Below are 16716 nucleotides of genomic sequence, written 5' to 3' on the forward strand. Positions count from 1 at the left end.
GGTTAGTCGGACCTTGGCCGTGGCGTAGTCAACTCGGTATGGAGGAGACGAAAAATGAAATGCATCAAACGTGCAAGCGTGGCCGTGGCTTTCGCGGTCGCGGGGTTCATGGCGGCAGGGCATGCGCTCGCCGCCGGGGAATTCCAGGGCGTCACCGTCAACGTCATGACGTTCGTGGGGCCGCAAATCGCGGAACCGCTGCAACGCCGCGCGCCTGAGTTCGAAAAGCTCACGGGCGCCAAGATCAACATTCTGACCGTGCCGTTCTCCGACCTGTATCAGAAGCTGCTGACCGACTGGGCCTCCGGTACGAACTCGGTGAACGCCGCGGTATTCGCGCCGCAGTGGATGGTCGACTACACGAAGGGCGGTTTCCTCGAAGACCTGTCCGCGCGCGTCGCTCGCGATTCGGCATTGCAGGAAGACGACGTCATGCCGTTCTTCCGCGATTTTTCGCAGCGCTTCAACGGCAAGACCTATCTGATCGCGCTCGACGGCGACTTCCAGATGGTCTACTACCGCACCGACATTCTCAAACAACTCGGCAAACAGCCGCCGAAAACGTGGGACGAGTACCTCGACATCGCGAAGGCGGCGAACGGCAAGGTATTCGGCGGCGACGGCAAACCGGTGGCGGGCTCCTGCATTTCGAAGAAGCGCAACGCGCAGGCGTACTGGGCGATCATCTCGATCGCGGGCGGCTACATTCAGTCGAAAGGCACGGCGCAAGGGGCGTTCTTCGATCCGCGCGACTTCAAGCCGCTCGTCAACAACGACGCATTCAAGGCCGCGCTCAACGTCTATAAGCAATCGACGCAATACGGGCCGCCGAACGAAATCAATCTCGACGTCGGCGACACGCGCAGCGCGTTCATTTCCGGCCACTGCGCGCTGACGCTCGACTGGGGCGACATCGGCGTGCTGGCGATCGACCCGAAGCAGTCGAAGGTGATCGACAAGGTCGGCGCGGTCATGCTGCCGGGCTCGACGAAGGTATTGAACCGTGACACCGGCAAGCTCGTGGCGTGCGACAAGAACACCTGCCCGTATGCGGTGGAGGGCGTGAACCACGCGCCGTTTGCGGCATTCGGCGGCTGGTCCGGCGGCATCAACGCGAAAGCGAGCCCCAAGGTGAAGGACGCCGCCTACGCGTTTCTCTCGTACATGAGCCAGCCCGCGCAAGCCAATGTGGATGTGACGATCGGCGCGACCGGCTTCAATCCGTATCGCCGTTCGCAGTTCACGGATATGTCGATCTGGAAGAAGTCGGGCATGAGCGACGCGGCGGCGGCCTCTTATCTCGGCGCGATCAAGGCCAGCCTGCAAAGCCCGAACATGGTCATCGATCTGCGTATTCCGCAGAATCAGCGCTATGAGCAAGTGGTGCTGGACACGGCGGTGGCGCGTTTTCTCGCGGGCGAACTCGACGCCGACGCCACCATGAAGGCGATCCAGACAGGCTGGGACGAAATCACCGACGACGCCGGCAAGGACGCCCAACTGAAAGCCTACAAGGCGTCGATCGGCGCCCATTGACTCATGCAATCCTCGTCGCGCGTTTCGTCATCGGCTGCATCGCGACGCGGGTCGCGCAGGTCGGTCGCGGCCAACTGGCTCGACCGCCAGGCGCCTTATGTATTCGTGCTGCCGGCCGTGCTGCTGATTCTCGGCTTTTCGATCTTCCCGCTCGTCACGTCCGCGTATCTGTCGTTGATGCGCTTCGCGCTCGGCGAGGGCGGCTACGAACTGAAGTTCGTCGGCATGCGCAACTACGTGAGGCTGTTTAGCGGCAGCCAGCAGTTTCACTTCGTCGGCGTATTCAGGCCGCCGGGCGTCATCAGCATCGCGGTAATGGCCGCCGCCGCGCTGGCGATCGGCTGGTGGCTGGTCCGCTATCTGCGCGGCGGGCAGCGCTCGGTGATCGGCGGCATTGGCCGGCTGATCGCCGCGGCGTCGCTGCTGGCCGTCGTGTGGCTTGCCGCCAATACCACTGGCGACGGCGGCGCGCTGGGCAGTTTGATGGTGACGCTCTTTTACGTGGTGTTCGGCGTGGCGCTGCAATTCCTGCTCGGCCTCGGCCTCGCCTACCTGTGCACGCTGCCGCTCAAGGGCGGCCGGTTTTTCCGCATCCTGTTCTTTCTGCCGCTGATGGTGACGCCCGTCGGCATCGCCTACATGTTCCGCATGATGGCCGACACCGCGGTCGGCCCGCTCGCGCCGCTCTGGGCATGGCTCGGCCTCGGGCAGATCGCGTGGGCGGCGGACCCGTGGCTCGCGCGCATCGTGGTCGTGATCGGCGATACGTGGCAGTGGGTGCCGTTCATGTTTCTCGTGTTGCTGGCCGCGCTGGAAGGCACGTCGCGCGATCAGATCGAGGCCGCGCAACTCGACGGCGCGTCGAGCTGGCGCATCTTTCGCGACGTGATCTGGCCGTCGATCGCGCCGGTCGCCGCGAGCGCGGTGCTGATTCGCCTGATCGAGGCGTTCAAGGTGGTGGACCTGCCGAACGTGCTGACCAACGGCGGCCCCGGCATCGCGACGGAATCGATGACGTTGCACGCTTTCATCGAGTGGCGCACGCTGAATCTCGGCAGCGCGTCGGCGGTCGCCTACATGTTGTTCTTCGTGTCGACGATCGCGTGCGTGTCGTTCTTTCAACTCGTCGTGCGGCGCGCGCGGGGGCGGCAATCATGATCAAGCGCCTGTTCGTGCCCACCAGGCTCGATGAAATCCCGATCGGCACGCGGGTGATCGCCTATGGCCTGCTGGGTCTATGGACGCTGGTCGTATTGTTTCCGTTGTACTGGATGGCGATCACGTCGTTCAAGCTGCCCATCGACGTCTCCAACGGGCCGGCCTACGTGCCGTTCGTCGACTTCAAGCCGAGTCTCGATGCGTGGCATTACATCTTTGTCGATCTCGGGCCGGACACGTATCGTCCGTACATGAACTCGCTCGTCATCGCCACGCTTTCCACGGTCGCCGCGGTGTTTCTCGGCTCGATGGCGGCTTACGCGCTCGCGCGCATCGAGTACAAACCGCCGGTGGCGGCGGTGGGGCTCGCCGTTCTCATGCTGGCGCTGGTGGTGGCCGCCGTCGGCTGGGGCGGGGTGGACCTGCGTATCGCGGTGGCCGTGTGCGGCGCGCTGTTCTTCCTGCTGCTGCGCCCGATTGTCCGGCGCGCAAGGCGTCATCTCGCCAACGACGACATCATCTTCTGGATGATCTCGCAACGCATTCTGCCGCCGGTCGTCACGGTGATTCCGATCTACCTGACCTTCAAGAGCGCGGGCCTGCTCGACACGCGCACCGCGTTGATCATCACGTACGCAACGGCGAATCTGCCGATCGTCGTCTGGCTGATGTTCGATTTTTTCGCCAGCGTGCCGAAGGAAATCGAGGAGAGCGCGCAGATCGACGGCGCGACGCGCTTCGCCATTCTGTTCGGCATCGTGGTGCCGCTCGTCGCGCCGGGCATCGTGGCGACCGGCCTGCTGGTGCTGATTCTTTCGTGGAACGAGTACCTGTTCGCACTTTTCCTCTCGACGGCCAACGCGCAGACGCTGCCGCTTCTCGTCGCCGCGCAGAACGCCACGCGCGGGCCGCAATGGTGGAACATGTCGGTGCTGATCCTGATCATGATCCTGCCGGTGATGCTGCTCACGCTCACGCTGCAGCGCTTTATCGTCAAAGGCATTCTCGTGGGGGCCGTGAAAGGATGAACGATATGCAGACGCAGGCGTCACGCTCGCCACAACACGCGAACCCGGCGGGGCAGCATTCGAAAAGCGTCTCGCTGCGCAACGTCAGCAAGTTTTTCGGCGACACGCGCGTGCTGCACGACTTGTCGCTCGACGTGCGCGCCGGCGAGTTTCTGGTCTTGCTCGGCGAGTCCGGCTGCGGCAAGACGACGGCGCTGCGCATCGTCGCGGGACTCGAATCGGCGAGCGAGGGGAGCATTTACGTCGGCGAGAACGACGTGTCGCAGCAATTGCCGCGAGATCGCGACGTCGCGATGGTGTTTCAGTCCTACGCGCTGTATCCGCATAAGACGGTGTTCGAGAACATCGCGTATCCGCTGATCGTGCGAAAGCGCGCGAAGGCCGAGATCGACGCGGCCGTGCGCGAAGTCGCGGCGAGCGTGCATCTCGAACCGCAGCTCGACCGCTATCCGCGCCAGCTCTCGGGCGGGCAGCGCCAGCGCGTGGCGCTCGCGCGCGCCATTGTGCGCCGCCCGGCGGCGTTTCTGATGGACGAACCGTTGTCGAATCTCGATGCGAAACTGCGCGGCCATATGCGCGCCGAACTGAAGCACATGCAGCACGAACTCGGCGTCACCACGATCTACGTCACGCATGACCAGATCGAGGCGATGACGCTGGCACACCGTGTCGCGCTGATCGACAAGGGCGTGCTGCAACAACTGGACGCCCCGGCGCGGATCTATTCGGACCCGGCCAATCTGTTCGTGGCGGGTTTCATCGGCTCGCCGCCGATGAACTTCTTGCGCGGCACGCTGGCGAACAACCGCTTCGAGTCGGAAGGGCTCGCCATCGCGGCGGACGTGAACCATCAGGGGGAGGCGGTGCTCGGCGTGCGCGCGGAAGACTGCGCGCTCGTCGCCGCGGGCGAGGGCGAGTTCCGTGGCCGCATCTATTCGGTCGAGTTGATCGGCGACCATTCGCTCGTCACGGTCAACGTGGGCGAGCAACAGGTCGTCGTGAAGGTGTCGAACATGTTTGCCGGCGAAATCGGCACCGAGGTCGGCTTGCGCGCGAACCGCGAGCGGGTTTATTTCTTCGACCAGGCTTCGGGCAAGCGTATCCGCTAGCGATGACTTGCGGTTGCTCGCGCGCGTCACGCCGGAAAGCGCTTCTTTAACGCTGGCTAGCGGGCTACGTCGCGTTGGCCGAGTCCGGCAACGGCAACGGCGATGCGATCGCGTCCGTCTTTGCCTCCACGCTTCGGCCGGCAAGCAGCGCGGGCGCTTCTTCCAGCGAATCGATCAAGCCATCGCATGCGAGCGCCCCGACACCCTGCGCACCCGCATATCCGTAGCGCACGATGAACACCGGCAGAGCCGCCGCCCGCGCGGCCGCGACATCGACAGGCGAATCGCCGATCAGCACGCCGCCTTCGGGCTCGACGCCGAGCAGCCGGCAGGCGTGCCACAGCGGTTCGGGTGCGGGCTTCATCTGCGCGATCGAGTCGCCCGCGACGAGCGCATCCAGATAGCCGGCGAGGCCGGTCATCTCCAGCAGCGGCGCAGCGAGCGCTTCCGGCTTGTTGGTGACGCACGCGAGCCGGTAGCCGCGTTGCCGCAATGCGCGGAGCCCGGCTGCCACGCCGGGGAAAACGTCGCCGTGCCGTCCGTTGGTGTCGGCGTAGTGCCGATGGAATACCGCAAGCGCCCGCTCGATGGCGACTCGCTGATCCAACGCGGCCGCTTCGAGCGAACGCCGAACCAGGTTGGGCACGCCCTTGCCGATAAACCCGACGACCGTCGCGAACGGCAACGGCGCGGTGCCGAGTTCGCCGAGCATGCGGCTGACGGCCTCGACGATGTCCGGCGCGGTGTCGATCATCGTGCCGTCCAGATCGACCAGCACGGCCTTGCGTTGCAGGTTCGTCATCGCTATGCGCCTCGCGGTGAATGGAGCGTGTTCGATGCCTGAGCAGCGGTCGGCGCAAGGAAAGAAACGTCGCGGCTCGCTGGCATGCCGAGCGGCATGTACGGCAGCGGAGGTCTCGGACTCATCTCACGCCGCCTCGGACACGGCGTGACGATGCCAGCGTCGCAACGTGGCGAGGTCGACCCAGCCCGGCGTTTCATCCGGCGCGAGATGCGGAATCGGCGCATGCGGGTCGCCCAGATGAGGCAGCACGGTCAGCGCCCCGTCGAAGCATTCATGCGACGTGTATTCGCTCGGCGTCACCACGGTGGGGACGCCCGCGGCGCGCGCGGCGGTGAGGCCGTTGACGGAGTCCTCGAACGCGATACAGTCCGCGCCCTTCAGACCAAGGCGCCGCAGCACGTCGAAATAGACATCGGGCGAGGGCTTCTTCACCCGCGTGGTGCCGGCGTCGCCAATCGCGGCAAAGCGCGCGCGCCAGTCCGTTCCCAGGGGCGCGCGCAGCAGCGCGTCCAGGTTGGCCGACGTGGTGGTCGTCGCGATCGCCAGCGGGATGCCGGCCGTGCCGGCCTCGTCGATCAGGCGCGCAATGCCCGGCCGCAGCGGCACCGCGCCGTCGCGTACCCGCTCGGCGTAATGGCGCGTCTTGATCGCGTGCACGGCGTCGATCACTTCCCTCACCCTGGCGCCGTCGGCTTCCTCCAGGTCGGCGACGCGCCAGTAGTGCATCAGGCGCTCCTTGCCGCCCGCCACGCGCAGAAGCCGCGTATAGAGCGCCTTGTCCCAGTACCAGCCGAGACCCACCTCCGCGAACGCCGCATTGAATGCCTGCAGATGAACGGTTTCGGTATCGGCGAGCGTGCCGTCCACGTCGAAGATGAGCGCTTGCATGGTTCAGTCCTTGTCCGGCGACCGCGCAGCGATGACACTGCCCGGCCGATCACGCGAGGAAGAAAGCGAGGGGCGAGGGCCGGCGCAGCGGTGTGCCATGCCGAGCGCGCCGCTGCGTCAGTCCGTTGAAACACGCACCACGATAGCGGAGCCGAATGCCGATTTGAATTCAGAGATTCTTTGAACTCCGATAACTCATGCTTTGGGTGGACGCGCGCGGCGCTTTTCGCGGGGTCGCCGCCCGCGTCGCGTCAATTCGGGAAATTCTCCCGCCCTTGTCCGTTGTCAAACGATCCCACAATGGGCTACTTTGCCTGGATGACGCGGGCTTTCGCGGCGCAGCGCTTTCACCACGGAGCACAACAATGCTGGAGACACGGTTTGCCATCACAACGCCACGACGCCGTTCGCTCGTTCTCATCGCCGCGCTCGCGGCCGCGAGCATCGCGCATGCCGCGCCGCTCGCCTATGTGACGAGCGAGAAGGCGGGCGTCGGCGTGATCGATCTGGACCAGATGACGCTGACCCGAACCTTTCCGGTAGGCGCGGACGGCCCGCGCGGGCTGAGCCTGAACGCGGACGGCACACGGCTTCTGGTGGCCAACAAGAACACCGGCGATCTGGCGGTGATCGACACGGCCTCGGGCGAGGTGGTGCGGCGCGTGAAGATCGGCAAAAATCCCGAGTTCGTCCGCGTGCACAACGGCTATGCGTACGTGACCTATGAGCCGGGCGAAGAGGGCGGCCCGCCGGCAGGCGGGAAGCCGGCCGACAAGGCGGGTGAAAAGCCCGCCGAAAAGCCCGCCGACAAATCGGCCGGCACGCCAGGCGAAAAGCCGTCAGGCAAGCCCGCCGCCGACGACGACGACGACGCCAACAAGCCGCCCGCGCAAATCGCGATCATCGATATGAAGACATGGCGCATGGTGCGCTCGGTGACGAGCGGCCACGAAACCGAGGGCATCGAGTTTTCGCGCGACGGCAAGACGATACTCGTCACCAACGAAGGCGACGATACGGTATCGGTGTACCACGCCCGCACCGGCGCGCCGATCAAGACCGTGAAGCTCGCCGCGGGCGGGCGTCCGCGCGGCATCCGTTTGTCGCCTGACGGCAAGGACTACGTGGTCACGCTGGAATCGCTGAGCAAGCTGGTGGTGATCGATGCGCGCACGCTGAAGGTGATCAAGACGGTCGATACGAAGCTTGGGCCTTACGGCGTGGCGTTCGGCCCCGAGGGCAAGCGGCTCTTCGTCGCCGCGTCGCGCGACAAGACCTTGCAGGTTTTCGACGGGCACAGCTACGAGCATGTGGCCGACGTGCCGGTCGGCCAGCGCTGCTGGCATTTCAGCTTCACGCCCGACGGCGCGAAACTGCTGCTGGCGTGCGGCCGTTCGGATTCGGTCTATGTGCTCGATGCGCAGAGCTACCAGCCGATCAAGCAGATCGGCGAGTTGCCTCTGGCATGGGGTATCGTCACCTATCCGCATGGCGACGGCTCGATCGAATCGAAATGAGCGAGCGCTAATCCTGCAATGAGCGTCCGGCGGACGCTCATTTCTCAGCGCTATTTCCACGCATACCGCAAACCCATCCACACGCCGCGCGGCGCGCCCGGCCCGACGAACTGCTCGTTGACCGCGCTCGCGCCGTCGAACGTATGGTTCGGTCCGTTGAAGAAATTTTCGCCGAGCGTGCCGAAGCTCGCATAGCGCTTGTCGAGCAGGTTCGTGATGCTCGCGAAAACCTGCAACTGTTTGGTCACCTGGTAAGACGTGTCCAAATCGATCAGCAGGTAGCCCGCGATCTTGCCGTTCACATCCTGATTGTTCTCGTCGCCCTGCGCATAGATGCCGCCGCGCCAGGTCAGGTTCGCGCCGACGTTCCATTTGGACGTGGCCGCGTAGTCGAGTTGCAGCTTGATCGTGTTCGCGGGAATGCCCGGAATGTGATTGCCGGACTTGACCGTGATGTTGCCGTTCGCGTCCGCGCTGGAATTGCTCGGGCTGTGTTCGGTCCACGTCGACCGGTAGGTCGCATCGACGTAGCTGTAGCTCGCGGTAACGGCGAGCGGCCCGAACTTGCTGTGCCCCGAAAGCTCGGCCCCTTGCCGGCGCGTGCGGCCCACGTTCTGAAAAAATCCCTCGGTACTCGACGCGCCGTTGCTGCTGATGAACTGGATATCGTTGTCGAGCGTGGTGCTGTAGACGGCGGCGCTCCAGGTCGTCGCCTGGCCCACGCGCCCTCGCGCGCCGATCTCGAAGGTCCTGGAGATCACCGGTTCGAGCGACGGGTCCGACACGAAGTCGTTCGGCAGCGAGCAGGGCGCGGCCGGATCGGCGCAGGCCAGTTCGATGGCGGTGGGCGAGCGCATGCCTTCGTTGTAGGTCGCATACGCGGTGAACGCGGAGCTCGGATTCCAGTTGATGCCCACGGCCGGATTGAAGCGCGAAAACGTATGGTGGCCGTTCAGTTGCGGCTGCGTGCCGCTCGAATCGCCGATGGTGGCGTCGGCCCAGTTATAGCGGCCGGCGAGCGTCAGCGACCACTGCCTGGTCAGCGACAACGTATCTTGCAGATAGATCCCATAGTTGCCGTTGTGGGTTTTCGCCGCGGTTTCCTGCGTGAAATCGCCGAGGCCGAGCGTCGCGCGTGAATCGGTGAAGGCGGCCTCTTGCGACGCGGCGACGTAGCGCGAGTTGGCAAGATCGGCCGAGACGCCCGCGACGAACTGGTTTTCCATGCCGCCCAGCTTGCCGAGCAGCGTGAGTTGCAGGCTCGCGCCATAGCTTTCCGTCGTGACCGATGATTTGTCGTTGGTCGCCTGCACGGTGTCGATATTGCCGTCGTCATCCACCGAGCCGAAGCCGCTATTCACGTTGCTGCTAAGGTTGCTGTTGCGGAAGTGCCGGTAATAGAGGTTGCCGCTCAACTCCACGTGATCGTTGAAGTAATGATCGCCCGAAAGCGTCACGTAGCCGACCTCGTTCACGTTCTGGTCGGGGTAGGTATAAGGCTGCTTCGGGTTGCCGAGAAAGGAGCGCGGAATGGTTTGCGCGCCGTGCAGATCGTTGTCCGCGCCGCCGGCGGAGAACGACAGGGTCGTGTCGGCGTCGGTGTAGCGCAGCTTGCCGAACGCCTGGCGCACGCGGCTCGCGTTCTGTTCGGCCCAGCCGTTGTCGTTCGCCACGCTGCCCGTCACGTAGTAGTCCAGGTTGGCGCCGAGGGTGCCGCCCTGTTCGATCTGCGCGGTCTTGCGGCCCCATGAGCCCAACGCCACTTCGGCCTCGCCGCCGGGGCTGGTCTTGCCGTTCTTCGTGCTGATCGAAATGGCGCCGCCGAGCGTATTGAATCCATAGGTGGGATTCGAGCCGGGAATCAGTTGAATCGTATCGATCGCCTGCTGCGGAATCAGGTCCCAGTTCACCACGTCGCCGAACGGCTCGTTCACGCGCACGCCGTCGACGAACACAGAGAGACCCTGCGGCGTGCCGAGCAGCGGCGACGCGGTGAAGCCACGATAGTTGATGTTCACCTGATACGGATTGCCTTGCGCGTCCGCGATATCGACGCTCGGCAGATTCTTCGCGAAGTAATCGGTGAGCGTGCTGCGATGCTGCTGGTCGAGCTCCTGCGCGCGGACCGTCTGCACGTTGGCGGGCACCTGCGAGAGCGGCGTGCCGATGCCGAGAAGCGGCGTGGTGCCCACCACGACCACAGGCGCGAGCGTGACGTCGGCGCTCGCCTGGTCCGGCTTGGCCGCGGCGGCGGAGGCCGCCACGGCAGGCTCCGCCTGCGCCCACGCGGTGACGCTCAGACCGGCGAGCGCGCCGCCGAAACCCAGGGTCAGGCCGATGCGTCGTCGCAAGCGGACCGTGCGGCGCGAATGGAACGGCATGTTCATGATTTGTCTCCTGCCGGGTCGATGCGCTATCGTGATTGGCGTCGCTCATGCGGGCGATGCGTCGGGCACGTAGCGCTTTCTCATGGTGTGGAGAAAAGCTTCGCATACCGGGGCAACGCGGGCCCGGGAGCTTTTCCCGATCTGGCGGGGAAGCGTTCCCAAATGCGTCGCCGGAATCCTCCGCGCGCAAGCGGGCTGCGTAAAATGCAAACGTGATGTCAAACGATCCCTCGAATTCCGATTCCACGCATCGCACGCATCCCACGCGCCGCGCTTCGCCGCATTCGACAGTGGCGCGCGACCTTGCATGGGTGTTCGTCGTGACGGTCGCGGCGGCCGCATGCGGCGCGCTGCTGGATGTCAGCGAACGCGCCTATCGCTGGACGCGCGGCGTGGAACGCTTTCAGCTCGACGAATTGCCGGGCACGCTCTGCGTGCTCTCGGTCGGCCTTGCGTGGTTCGCCTGGCGCCGCTATCGCGAGGCGCGTGGCGAACTGAACCGCCGCCGCGTGCTCGAGGAACAGGCCGAGCGCCTGCTCGCGGAGAACCGTCGTCTCGCCAACCAGGCCCTGCAGGCGCAGGAGTTCGAGCGCCGTCATCTCGCACGCGAACTGCACGACGAACTCGGCCAGTACCTGAACGCCATCGCGCTCGACGCGGCGCGCATCCGCGATCTGTCCGCGGCGCGCGAGCCGGAGATTCATCGCGTGTCGCTCGGTTTGATTCAGAGCGCGAGCCACGTGTACCGCCAGATCGGCGGAATGATCCGGCGTCTGCGGCCCATCGGCCTCGACGAATTCGGCTTGCCGAGCGCGCTCGAACATTGCGTCGACGGCTGGCGCGAGCGTTTGCCGGAGGCCTCGTTCTCGTTGACGATCGAAGGGGATTTCACGGGTTTGAGCGACGCGCTGACCATCACGCTCTATCGGCTCGTGCAGGAAGGGCTCACCAATGTTTCGAAGTTCGCCCGCGGCTCGCGCGTGGAGGTGTTCATGGTGCGCGCGCCACGCGAGAGGCGGCCCGGACAGGAGGATGAGGTGATCGACGAGATCGTCGTGACGATGGCCGACGACGGCCCCGGCGCCGACCTCGCGAAGCCGCGCGGCGGACTCGGGCTGATCGGCATGCGCGAGCGCGTCGAGGCGCTAGGCGGCGAATTTCACGTGGCGAGCAAGCCCGACGGCGGCTTTCTGTTCTGCGCGCGCGTGCCGGCTCAAGCCGGGCTGGCCGACGAGCCCGAGCCGGTGAACTGAAGCCCGAGCCGGCTCGCCATTTGCGCGAGCTGCACGCCGTTGTCGGCGCCGAATTTTTGCCGGATCACCGATTGATGGTTGGCGACGGTCTTCTGGCTCAAGCCCAGTTTCTCGGCGATGCTCGGCAGCGTATAACCCTGCACCAGCAAGCGCAGCACCTCGAATTCACGCGCGGACAATTGCCGCCCCGGCGGCCCTTCGCTGAACGCGGTGCGCAGCGCGAGCGCCTGCGAGATGTCGGGGCTCAGATAGCCCGCGCGCCGCGCGACCGTGCGCACCGCTTCCACCAGCACGTCGGGCGCGCTCGCCTTGGTCACGTAGCCGAGCGCGCCGGCGTCCAGCGCGCGGCGCACGAAAATCGCTTCTTCGTGCACGCTGAAAATCAGCACGCGGGCATCGGGCACGCGGGCGAGCATCCGTCGCATTGCCTCGACGCCGCTCGCGCCCGGCAATGACACGTCCATCACCACCACGTCGGGCCGCAGCGCGCAAAAGCGCTGATAGGCCTGCGCCGCATCCGCCGCTTCTCCGCACACGTGCACGTCGGCATTCAATTCGAGCAGGCGGCGATAACCTTCGCGCACCACCGCGTGATCGTCGACGAGCAGAACGGAGATGCCGCCGGCTGTCATGCGCGGCCTCCGGGACCGCCTTGCTCATCAGGTGCAACGAAGGCGGCGGCCGCGAGCTTGCGCGAGTTCGCGTCGTTGCGAAACAGGATGGGCTGCTCGCGTGGCTCGGGCGCTTCATGTGCTGCGGGCGTCGCCGCGCGCCGCACCACCTTCACCACGGCTTCGTGAAACGGCGACTTGTCGCAGACGGGATCGGCATTGGCCGCGTCGCCGGTGAGCAGGTAGGCCTGGCAGCGGCAGCCGCCCAGATCGTGTTCCTTCTCGTCGCAACTGCGGCAGGGCTCTTTCATCCAGTCGAGGCCGCGAAAGCGCGTGAACGCATCGCTCTCGTACCAGATCTCGCGCAGCGGCGTGTCCTTCACGTTCGGCAGCAAGAGGCCGGGCAGGCCGCGCGCGGCGTGGCACGGCAGCGCCGCGCCGTCCGGCGCGACGCCGAGAAACACCGCGCCCCAGCCGTTCATGCAGCGCTTGGGCCGACGCTCGAAATAGTCCGGCACGACGAAGAAGATCTTGCAGCGCTCGCCGTGCGTGCGGCGGTAACGCTCGACCACGGCTTCGGCTTCTTCCAGTTGCTCGCGCGTCGGCATGAGCTGCGCCTGGTTCGTATGCGCCCAGCCGTAATACTGCGTGTTCGCGAGCTCCAGATATTCGGCGCCCATCGCGAGTGCCATGTCGATGATCTTATCGACGTGCGGCAGGTTGTAGCGATGCAGCACGCAGTTGAGCACCATCGGAAAGCCATGCCGTTTGATCGACGTGGCCACGCGCTGTTTCAGATCGAAGGTGCGCGTGCTGCTCAGGAAATCGTTCAGTTCCTGCGTCGAATCCTGGAACGATAACTGGATGTGATCGAGCCCGGCCGCCTTCAGGTCGCCGAGCCGTTTGTCGGTGAGACCGATGCCGGAGGTGATCAGGTTCGTATAGAAGCCGAGCTTGCGCGCTTCTTCCACCAGCACTTCGAGATCGTCGCGCATGAGCGGTTCGCCGCCCGAAAAACCGAGTTGCGCGGCGCCGAGCGCGCGCGCCTCGCGCAGCACGCCGAGCCATTGCTCGGTGCTCAGTTCGCGGCTGTGGTCCGTATAGTCGACCGGGTTGTAGCAGAACGCGCAATGCAGCGGACAACGGTACGTGAGTTCCGCGAGCAGCCACAGCGGCGGCGCGACGCCGCCTCCGGCGGCATGCGCCTCGGCATCGGTAACGGGTTGCGAGAGATCGGTCATGACGCTATCCCAGCCAGCCGCGTGCCCGCGCGTCGGCGATGAAGGCGCGCACTTCGGGACCGAGCCCGCTGGTGTTGAACGCCTGTTCCAGATCGGCGATGAGCGCGTCGACGTCGCGCGTGCCGTCGCAGCGCTTGAGGATTTCCGCCGCGCTCTGATTGAGCTTCACCATGCCCTCGGGATAGAGCAGCACATGAGCGTTCTGCGCCGGTTCCCATTGCAGGCGAAACAGCTTGTTGATCGTCGGTCGATCGGCGGTTGGCATGGCGCCGCCGGCGCCTGGCGCGTCGTTCATTGGGGGAAAGCCTTTTCGATCGAATCCAGCATCGTCCACAGAATGTCGAGCTTGAACTGCAGGATATCCAGCGCGCGGTCCTGCTGCTCGCGCCGCGTGAAATGATTCAGCGTGACTTCGAGTCCGTGCAGCACGTCGCGCTGCGCGAGCGTGATGCGCGAGCGGAAATAGGCGAGGCCGGCGGACTCGATCCACGGATAGTGTTCGGGCCAACCCGCGAGCCGGTCGCGGTGAATCTGCGGCGCGAACATCTCGGTGAGCGACGAACACACCGCTTCCTGCCACGGCGCGCGGCGCGCGAAATTCACATAAGCATCGACGGCGAAGCGCACGCCGGGTGTCACCATTTTCTGCGACCACAGATCGTCGCGCGAGAGACCGACCGCGTCGGCCAGGCGCGCCCACGTTTCGATGCCGCCTTCCTGGTCGCCATAACCGTCGTGATCGAGAATGCGCTGCACCCAGCGGCGGCGCGTGTCGCGATCGGGGCAGTTCGACAGCACCGCCGCATCCTTCAGCGGAATATTGATCTGATAGTAGAAGCGGTTCGCGACCCAGCCGCGAATCTGTTCGCGCGAGCAGCCGCCGCTATTCATCTTCACATTGAACGGATGATGGATGTGATAGGCCGTGCCTTTGGCGCGCAACCGCGCCTCGAATTCCTCGCGGGTCCACGCCGGTTGGTTCGCGTCTGTCGCGCTGGACGGCGCCGTGCCGAAGGTGTCGTTCGCGTTCATGCCTTCTCCGTGGTTCGTGCTCGTGCCTGCGCTTCACAGGTCGAACGTCATGCCGTCGTACGCCACTTCGATCCCATGTTCGCTCAGGATGCGGCGCTCGGGACCATCGTCGACGAGGATCGGGTTCGTGTTGTTGATGTGGATCAGCACCTTGCGCGCGCCGCGTGCCTCGCCGGCGTCGAGCGAGTCGAGCACTTCGATCATGCCACCTTCGCCGGACTGCTGCAGATGGCCCATATCGGCGGAGGTTTTCTTCGACAAGCCGAGGCGGATCATCTCGTCGCCCGTCCATAGCGTGCCGTCGACCAGCAGCAGATCCGCGTCGCGCATCGCGGCGAGCACGTGCGGCTCGATCGCGCCGAGTCCCGGCGCGTAGAACACGCGCTTGCCCGACTGAAGATTGGTAAACACCAGTCCGATGTTGTCGCCGCGTTCCGGCGCATTGCGATGCGGCGAGTAGGGCGGCGCCTTGCTGGACAGCGGCAGCGCGTCGATCCGCACGTCGCGCAGCGCATCCACCGCGAGCGGCGCGCCGTCGAGCGCGATGCGATGGTGCTCGACGCCGCAATAGTGCGAGAGGATCGGCCCGACCGGAAAACCGGTGCACAGGTCTTGCCATACGGCGTCGGTGGCATAGAGCGGCAGCGGCGCGTCGCGTTCGCGCAGCATCAGCAGGCCGGTGACGTGGTCGATCTGCGCGTCGATCACGAGCACCGCGGCGATGCCGCTGTCGCGCGCGCGGCGGGCCGGCTGCAACTCCGGGTTGGCGGCGATCTGCGCGAGCAGATCGGGCGACGCGTTGACGAGCAGCCAGTCCTCGCCGTTCGCGCTGACCGCGATCGATGACTGCGTGCGGCGCGTCGCCTTCAGCGTGCCGCGCCGCACGCCGTCGCAATTACGGCAATTGCAGTTCCATTGCGGAAAACCGCCGCCCGCCGATGAACCGAGTACCTTGATTTTCATGCCGCGTGGCGCATGCCGCGCCCCTCGTGAGCGGGTGGAATGAACATGGCGGTGAGCGCGCGCATGACGCTGTCGCGCAGCGCGGGATCGCTCGCCAGATGACCGGCGCGCACGCATTCGACGCGCGCCGTGGGCACGGCTCGCGCGAGACGCCGCAAGTTGCCGCGCGGACACACCGGATCGCGTGAGCCGTGCAGCGCGGCAAGCGGCACGCCCGCTGCGGCGGCGCGGCGCGCGAGCGACAGCAGACGCGTTTCGCCGAGCCAGCAGCGATGCATCAGATAGTGCGCCTGAATGCGGTATTTGCCGATCAGCTTGCGGGTGTTTCGGCGTGAGACGCGTGCGGTGGTGGAACGCGCGCGGCGCGTCGAGGCGCTTGCGAGCACCGCGTCTTCATAGCCGCGCCATGCCAACGCGAGGGCATGTTGCTGGGCTTCGTTGGCACCTCCGCGGTGGAGCGTTATGTGACAGCGCGCGAGTAGCGCGGCGGGGCGGTTGGCGAGGTTGCTGAAGGTGTGGGGTTCGTTAGCGCTGCGGTGCTTGCTAAGGCTGCTGTGGTTGCCAATGCGGCTGTGTTCGCCAACGTCGCTGTGTCTCGCAATGCCGCTGTATTCGCCATCGCGGCTGTGTCCGCTAACATCGCCGCAGCCGCCCATGCCGCGCTCATCACCGCGCGCCGCATCCCGCAACCGCGTCCATGCCCGAGGCGCGCGCCCACGCGACGACACGAACAGCCCGCGCACTTCACGCGCCGAAGTGAGAAACAGCCCGCGCATCACCACGCCCGTCACCGACCGCGGATGCGTTCCCGCATACGCGAGCGCGAGCGCCGCGCCCCACGATCCGCCGAACACGCCCCAGCGCTCGACGCCGAGCCGCTCGCGCACCGCTTCGAGATCGTCGATCAGATGAGCGGTGCGGTTATGGCGCACGCTGCCATGCGGCGTCGATGCGCCGGTGCCGCGCTGATCGACCAGCACGACTCTGAAACGCGTCAAATCGAACAATTGCAGCGCGCCCGGCTGGCTGCCGCTGCCCGGTCCGCCATGCAACACGACGACCGGCACGCCATCGGGAGCGCCCGCCACCGCATACGCCACGCGATGCCCGTCACGCGTCGGCAGCGCGCCGCGCATCATGCGCAGCGATGCGGTAGGCGCATTAAGCGCGTTCGTCGCTTGAAGCGCC

General features: G+C 65.7%; 15 protein-coding genes. 6 read left to right on the top strand and 9 right to left on the bottom strand.

The window, feature by feature from the left end; all coding sequences use genetic code 11:
* The first annotated feature begins 54 nt into the window (after window positions 1-54).
* Genes BUE39_RS04280 through BUE39_RS04295 form a run of 4 tightly spaced genes read left to right on the top strand, consistent with a single transcriptional unit; the run spans window position 55 to window position 4831 of the window.
* Window positions 55-1536, top strand: coding sequence for an extracellular solute-binding protein (locus BUE39_RS04280; RefSeq protein ID WP_073427406.1), 1482 nt, complete (start codon window positions 55-57; stop codon window positions 1534-1536).
* Window positions 1537-1539: 3 nt separating this feature from the next.
* Window positions 1540-2694, top strand: a complete 1155-nt coding sequence (locus BUE39_RS04285) for a carbohydrate ABC transporter permease (RefSeq protein WP_073427407.1) — start codon at window positions 1540-1542, stop codon at window positions 2692-2694.
* On the top strand, window positions 2691-3722 hold the full coding sequence (locus tag BUE39_RS04290) for a carbohydrate ABC transporter permease (protein ID WP_073427408.1): 1032 nt from the start codon (window positions 2691-2693) through the stop codon (window positions 3720-3722). Before BUE39_RS04285 ends, BUE39_RS04290 begins: the two co-directional genes overlap by 4 nt.
* Window positions 3723-3727: 5 nt before the next feature.
* Window positions 3728-4831 (top strand): ABC transporter ATP-binding protein, encoded by a 1104-nt coding sequence (locus BUE39_RS04295; protein ID WP_073427483.1) that lies wholly within the window; start codon window positions 3728-3730, stop codon window positions 4829-4831.
* Window positions 4832-4895: 64 nt separating this feature from the next.
* Here BUE39_RS04295 and gph read toward each other — a convergent pair whose 3' ends face one another.
* Entirely contained in the window at window positions 4896-5633 is a 738-nt protein-coding gene (gph, locus tag BUE39_RS04300; RefSeq protein WP_073427409.1) for a phosphoglycolate phosphatase, read from the bottom strand.
* 126 nt (window positions 5634-5759) lie between these two features.
* On the bottom strand, window positions 5760-6524 hold the full coding sequence (locus BUE39_RS04305; protein WP_073427410.1) for an HAD family hydrolase: 765 nt from the start codon (window positions 6522-6524) through the stop codon (window positions 5760-5762).
* 365 nt (window positions 6525-6889) lie between these two features.
* On the opposite strand from BUE39_RS04305, the gene BUE39_RS04310 reads away from it, so the two are divergent.
* On the top strand, window positions 6890-8041 hold the full coding sequence (locus tag BUE39_RS04310; protein ID WP_073427411.1) for a YVTN family beta-propeller repeat protein: 1152 nt from the start codon (window positions 6890-6892) through the stop codon (window positions 8039-8041).
* Between the two features lie 50 nt (window positions 8042-8091).
* On the opposite strand, the gene BUE39_RS04315 is transcribed toward BUE39_RS04310, so the two are convergent.
* Window positions 8092-10428, bottom strand: a complete 2337-nt coding sequence (locus tag BUE39_RS04315) for a TonB-dependent receptor (RefSeq protein WP_073427412.1) — start codon at window positions 10426-10428, stop codon at window positions 8092-8094.
* Window positions 10429-10643: 215 nt separating this feature from the next.
* On the opposite strand from BUE39_RS04315, the gene BUE39_RS04320 reads away from it, so the two are divergent.
* A complete protein-coding gene (locus tag BUE39_RS04320; RefSeq protein ID WP_073427413.1) occupies window positions 10644-11681 on the top strand; it encodes a histidine kinase in 1038 nt (345 codons plus the stop codon).
* On the opposite strand, the gene BUE39_RS04325 is transcribed toward BUE39_RS04320, so the two are convergent.
* Genes BUE39_RS04325 through BUE39_RS35325 form a run of 6 tightly spaced genes read right to left on the bottom strand, consistent with a single transcriptional unit; the run spans window position 11642 to window position 16667 of the window.
* Window positions 11642-12313 (bottom strand): response regulator, encoded by a 672-nt coding sequence (locus BUE39_RS04325; RefSeq protein ID WP_073427414.1) that lies wholly within the window; start codon window positions 12311-12313, stop codon window positions 11642-11644. The genes BUE39_RS04320 and BUE39_RS04325 overlap by 40 nt on opposite strands.
* Window positions 12310-13533, bottom strand: a complete 1224-nt coding sequence (pqqE, locus tag BUE39_RS04330) for a pyrroloquinoline quinone biosynthesis protein PqqE (RefSeq protein WP_073427415.1) — start codon at window positions 13531-13533, stop codon at window positions 12310-12312. Before pqqE ends, BUE39_RS04325 begins: the two co-directional genes overlap by 4 nt.
* Window positions 13534-13537: 4 nt before the next feature.
* Window positions 13538-13828 carry a pyrroloquinoline quinone biosynthesis peptide chaperone PqqD gene (gene pqqD / locus BUE39_RS04335; protein ID WP_073427416.1) on the bottom strand — a complete coding sequence of 97 codons (291 nt, stop codon included), beginning with the start codon at window positions 13826-13828 and terminating at the stop codon, window positions 13538-13540.
* Entirely contained in the window at window positions 13825-14565 is a 741-nt protein-coding gene (gene pqqC / locus BUE39_RS04340) for a pyrroloquinoline-quinone synthase PqqC (RefSeq protein WP_073427417.1), read from the bottom strand. Before pqqC ends, pqqD begins: the two co-directional genes overlap by 4 nt.
* Window positions 14566-14598: 33 nt before the next feature.
* Window positions 14599-15528, bottom strand: a complete 930-nt coding sequence (gene pqqB / locus BUE39_RS04345) for a pyrroloquinoline quinone biosynthesis protein PqqB (RefSeq protein ID WP_073427418.1) — start codon at window positions 15526-15528, stop codon at window positions 14599-14601.
* Window positions 15525-16667 carry an alpha/beta fold hydrolase gene (locus BUE39_RS35325; RefSeq protein ID WP_235004801.1) on the bottom strand — a complete coding sequence of 381 codons (1143 nt, stop codon included), beginning with the start codon at window positions 16665-16667 and terminating at the stop codon, window positions 15525-15527. The genes pqqB and BUE39_RS35325 overlap by 4 nt, the downstream gene beginning before the upstream one ends.
* Window positions 16668-16716: the final 49 nt, after the last annotated feature.

It is taken from the genome of Paraburkholderia terricola, assembly GCF_900142195.1.
Taxonomy (GTDB): domain Bacteria; phylum Pseudomonadota; class Gammaproteobacteria; order Burkholderiales; family Burkholderiaceae; genus Paraburkholderia; species Paraburkholderia terricola.

Excerpts from the sequence above, each read along its gene's own strand:
- pqqD (WP_073427416.1), bottom strand. The coding sequence starts at position 13,828 with ATGAACGACGCGCCAGGCGCCGGCGGCGCCATGCCAACCGCCGATCGA.
- BUE39_RS04305 (WP_073427410.1), bottom strand. The coding sequence starts at position 6,524 with ATGCAAGCGCTCATCTTCGACGTGGACGGCACGCTCGCCGATACCGAA.
- BUE39_RS35325 (WP_235004801.1), bottom strand. The coding sequence starts at position 16,667 with ATGATGCGCGGCGCGCTGCCGACGCGTGACGGGCATCGCGTGGCGTAT.
- BUE39_RS04290 (WP_073427408.1), top strand. The coding sequence starts at position 2,691 with ATGATCAAGCGCCTGTTCGTGCCCACCAGGCTCGATGAAATCCCGATC.
- BUE39_RS04285 (WP_073427407.1), top strand. The coding sequence starts at position 1,540 with ATGCAATCCTCGTCGCGCGTTTCGTCATCGGCTGCATCGCGACGCGGG.
- pqqB (WP_073427418.1), bottom strand. The coding sequence starts at position 15,528 with ATGAAAATCAAGGTACTCGGTTCATCGGCGGGCGGCGGTTTTCCGCAA.
- pqqE (WP_073427415.1), bottom strand. The coding sequence starts at position 13,533 with ATGACCGATCTCTCGCAACCCGTTACCGATGCCGAGGCGCATGCCGCC.
- gph (WP_073427409.1), bottom strand. The coding sequence starts at position 5,633 with ATGACGAACCTGCAACGCAAGGCCGTGCTGGTCGATCTGGACGGCACG.
- BUE39_RS04310 (WP_073427411.1), top strand. The coding sequence starts at position 6,890 with ATGCTGGAGACACGGTTTGCCATCACAACGCCACGACGCCGTTCGCTC.
- BUE39_RS04280 (WP_073427406.1), top strand. The coding sequence starts at position 55 with ATGAAATGCATCAAACGTGCAAGCGTGGCCGTGGCTTTCGCGGTCGCG.
- BUE39_RS04320 (WP_073427413.1), top strand. The coding sequence starts at position 10,644 with ATGTCAAACGATCCCTCGAATTCCGATTCCACGCATCGCACGCATCCC.
- BUE39_RS04295 (WP_073427483.1), top strand. The coding sequence starts at position 3,728 with ATGCAGACGCAGGCGTCACGCTCGCCACAACACGCGAACCCGGCGGGG.
- BUE39_RS04315 (WP_073427412.1), bottom strand. The coding sequence starts at position 10,428 with ATGAACATGCCGTTCCATTCGCGCCGCACGGTCCGCTTGCGACGACGC.
- pqqC (WP_073427417.1), bottom strand. The coding sequence starts at position 14,565 with ATGAACGCGAACGACACCTTCGGCACGGCGCCGTCCAGCGCGACAGAC.
- BUE39_RS04325 (WP_073427414.1), bottom strand. The coding sequence starts at position 12,313 with ATGACAGCCGGCGGCATCTCCGTTCTGCTCGTCGACGATCACGCGGTG.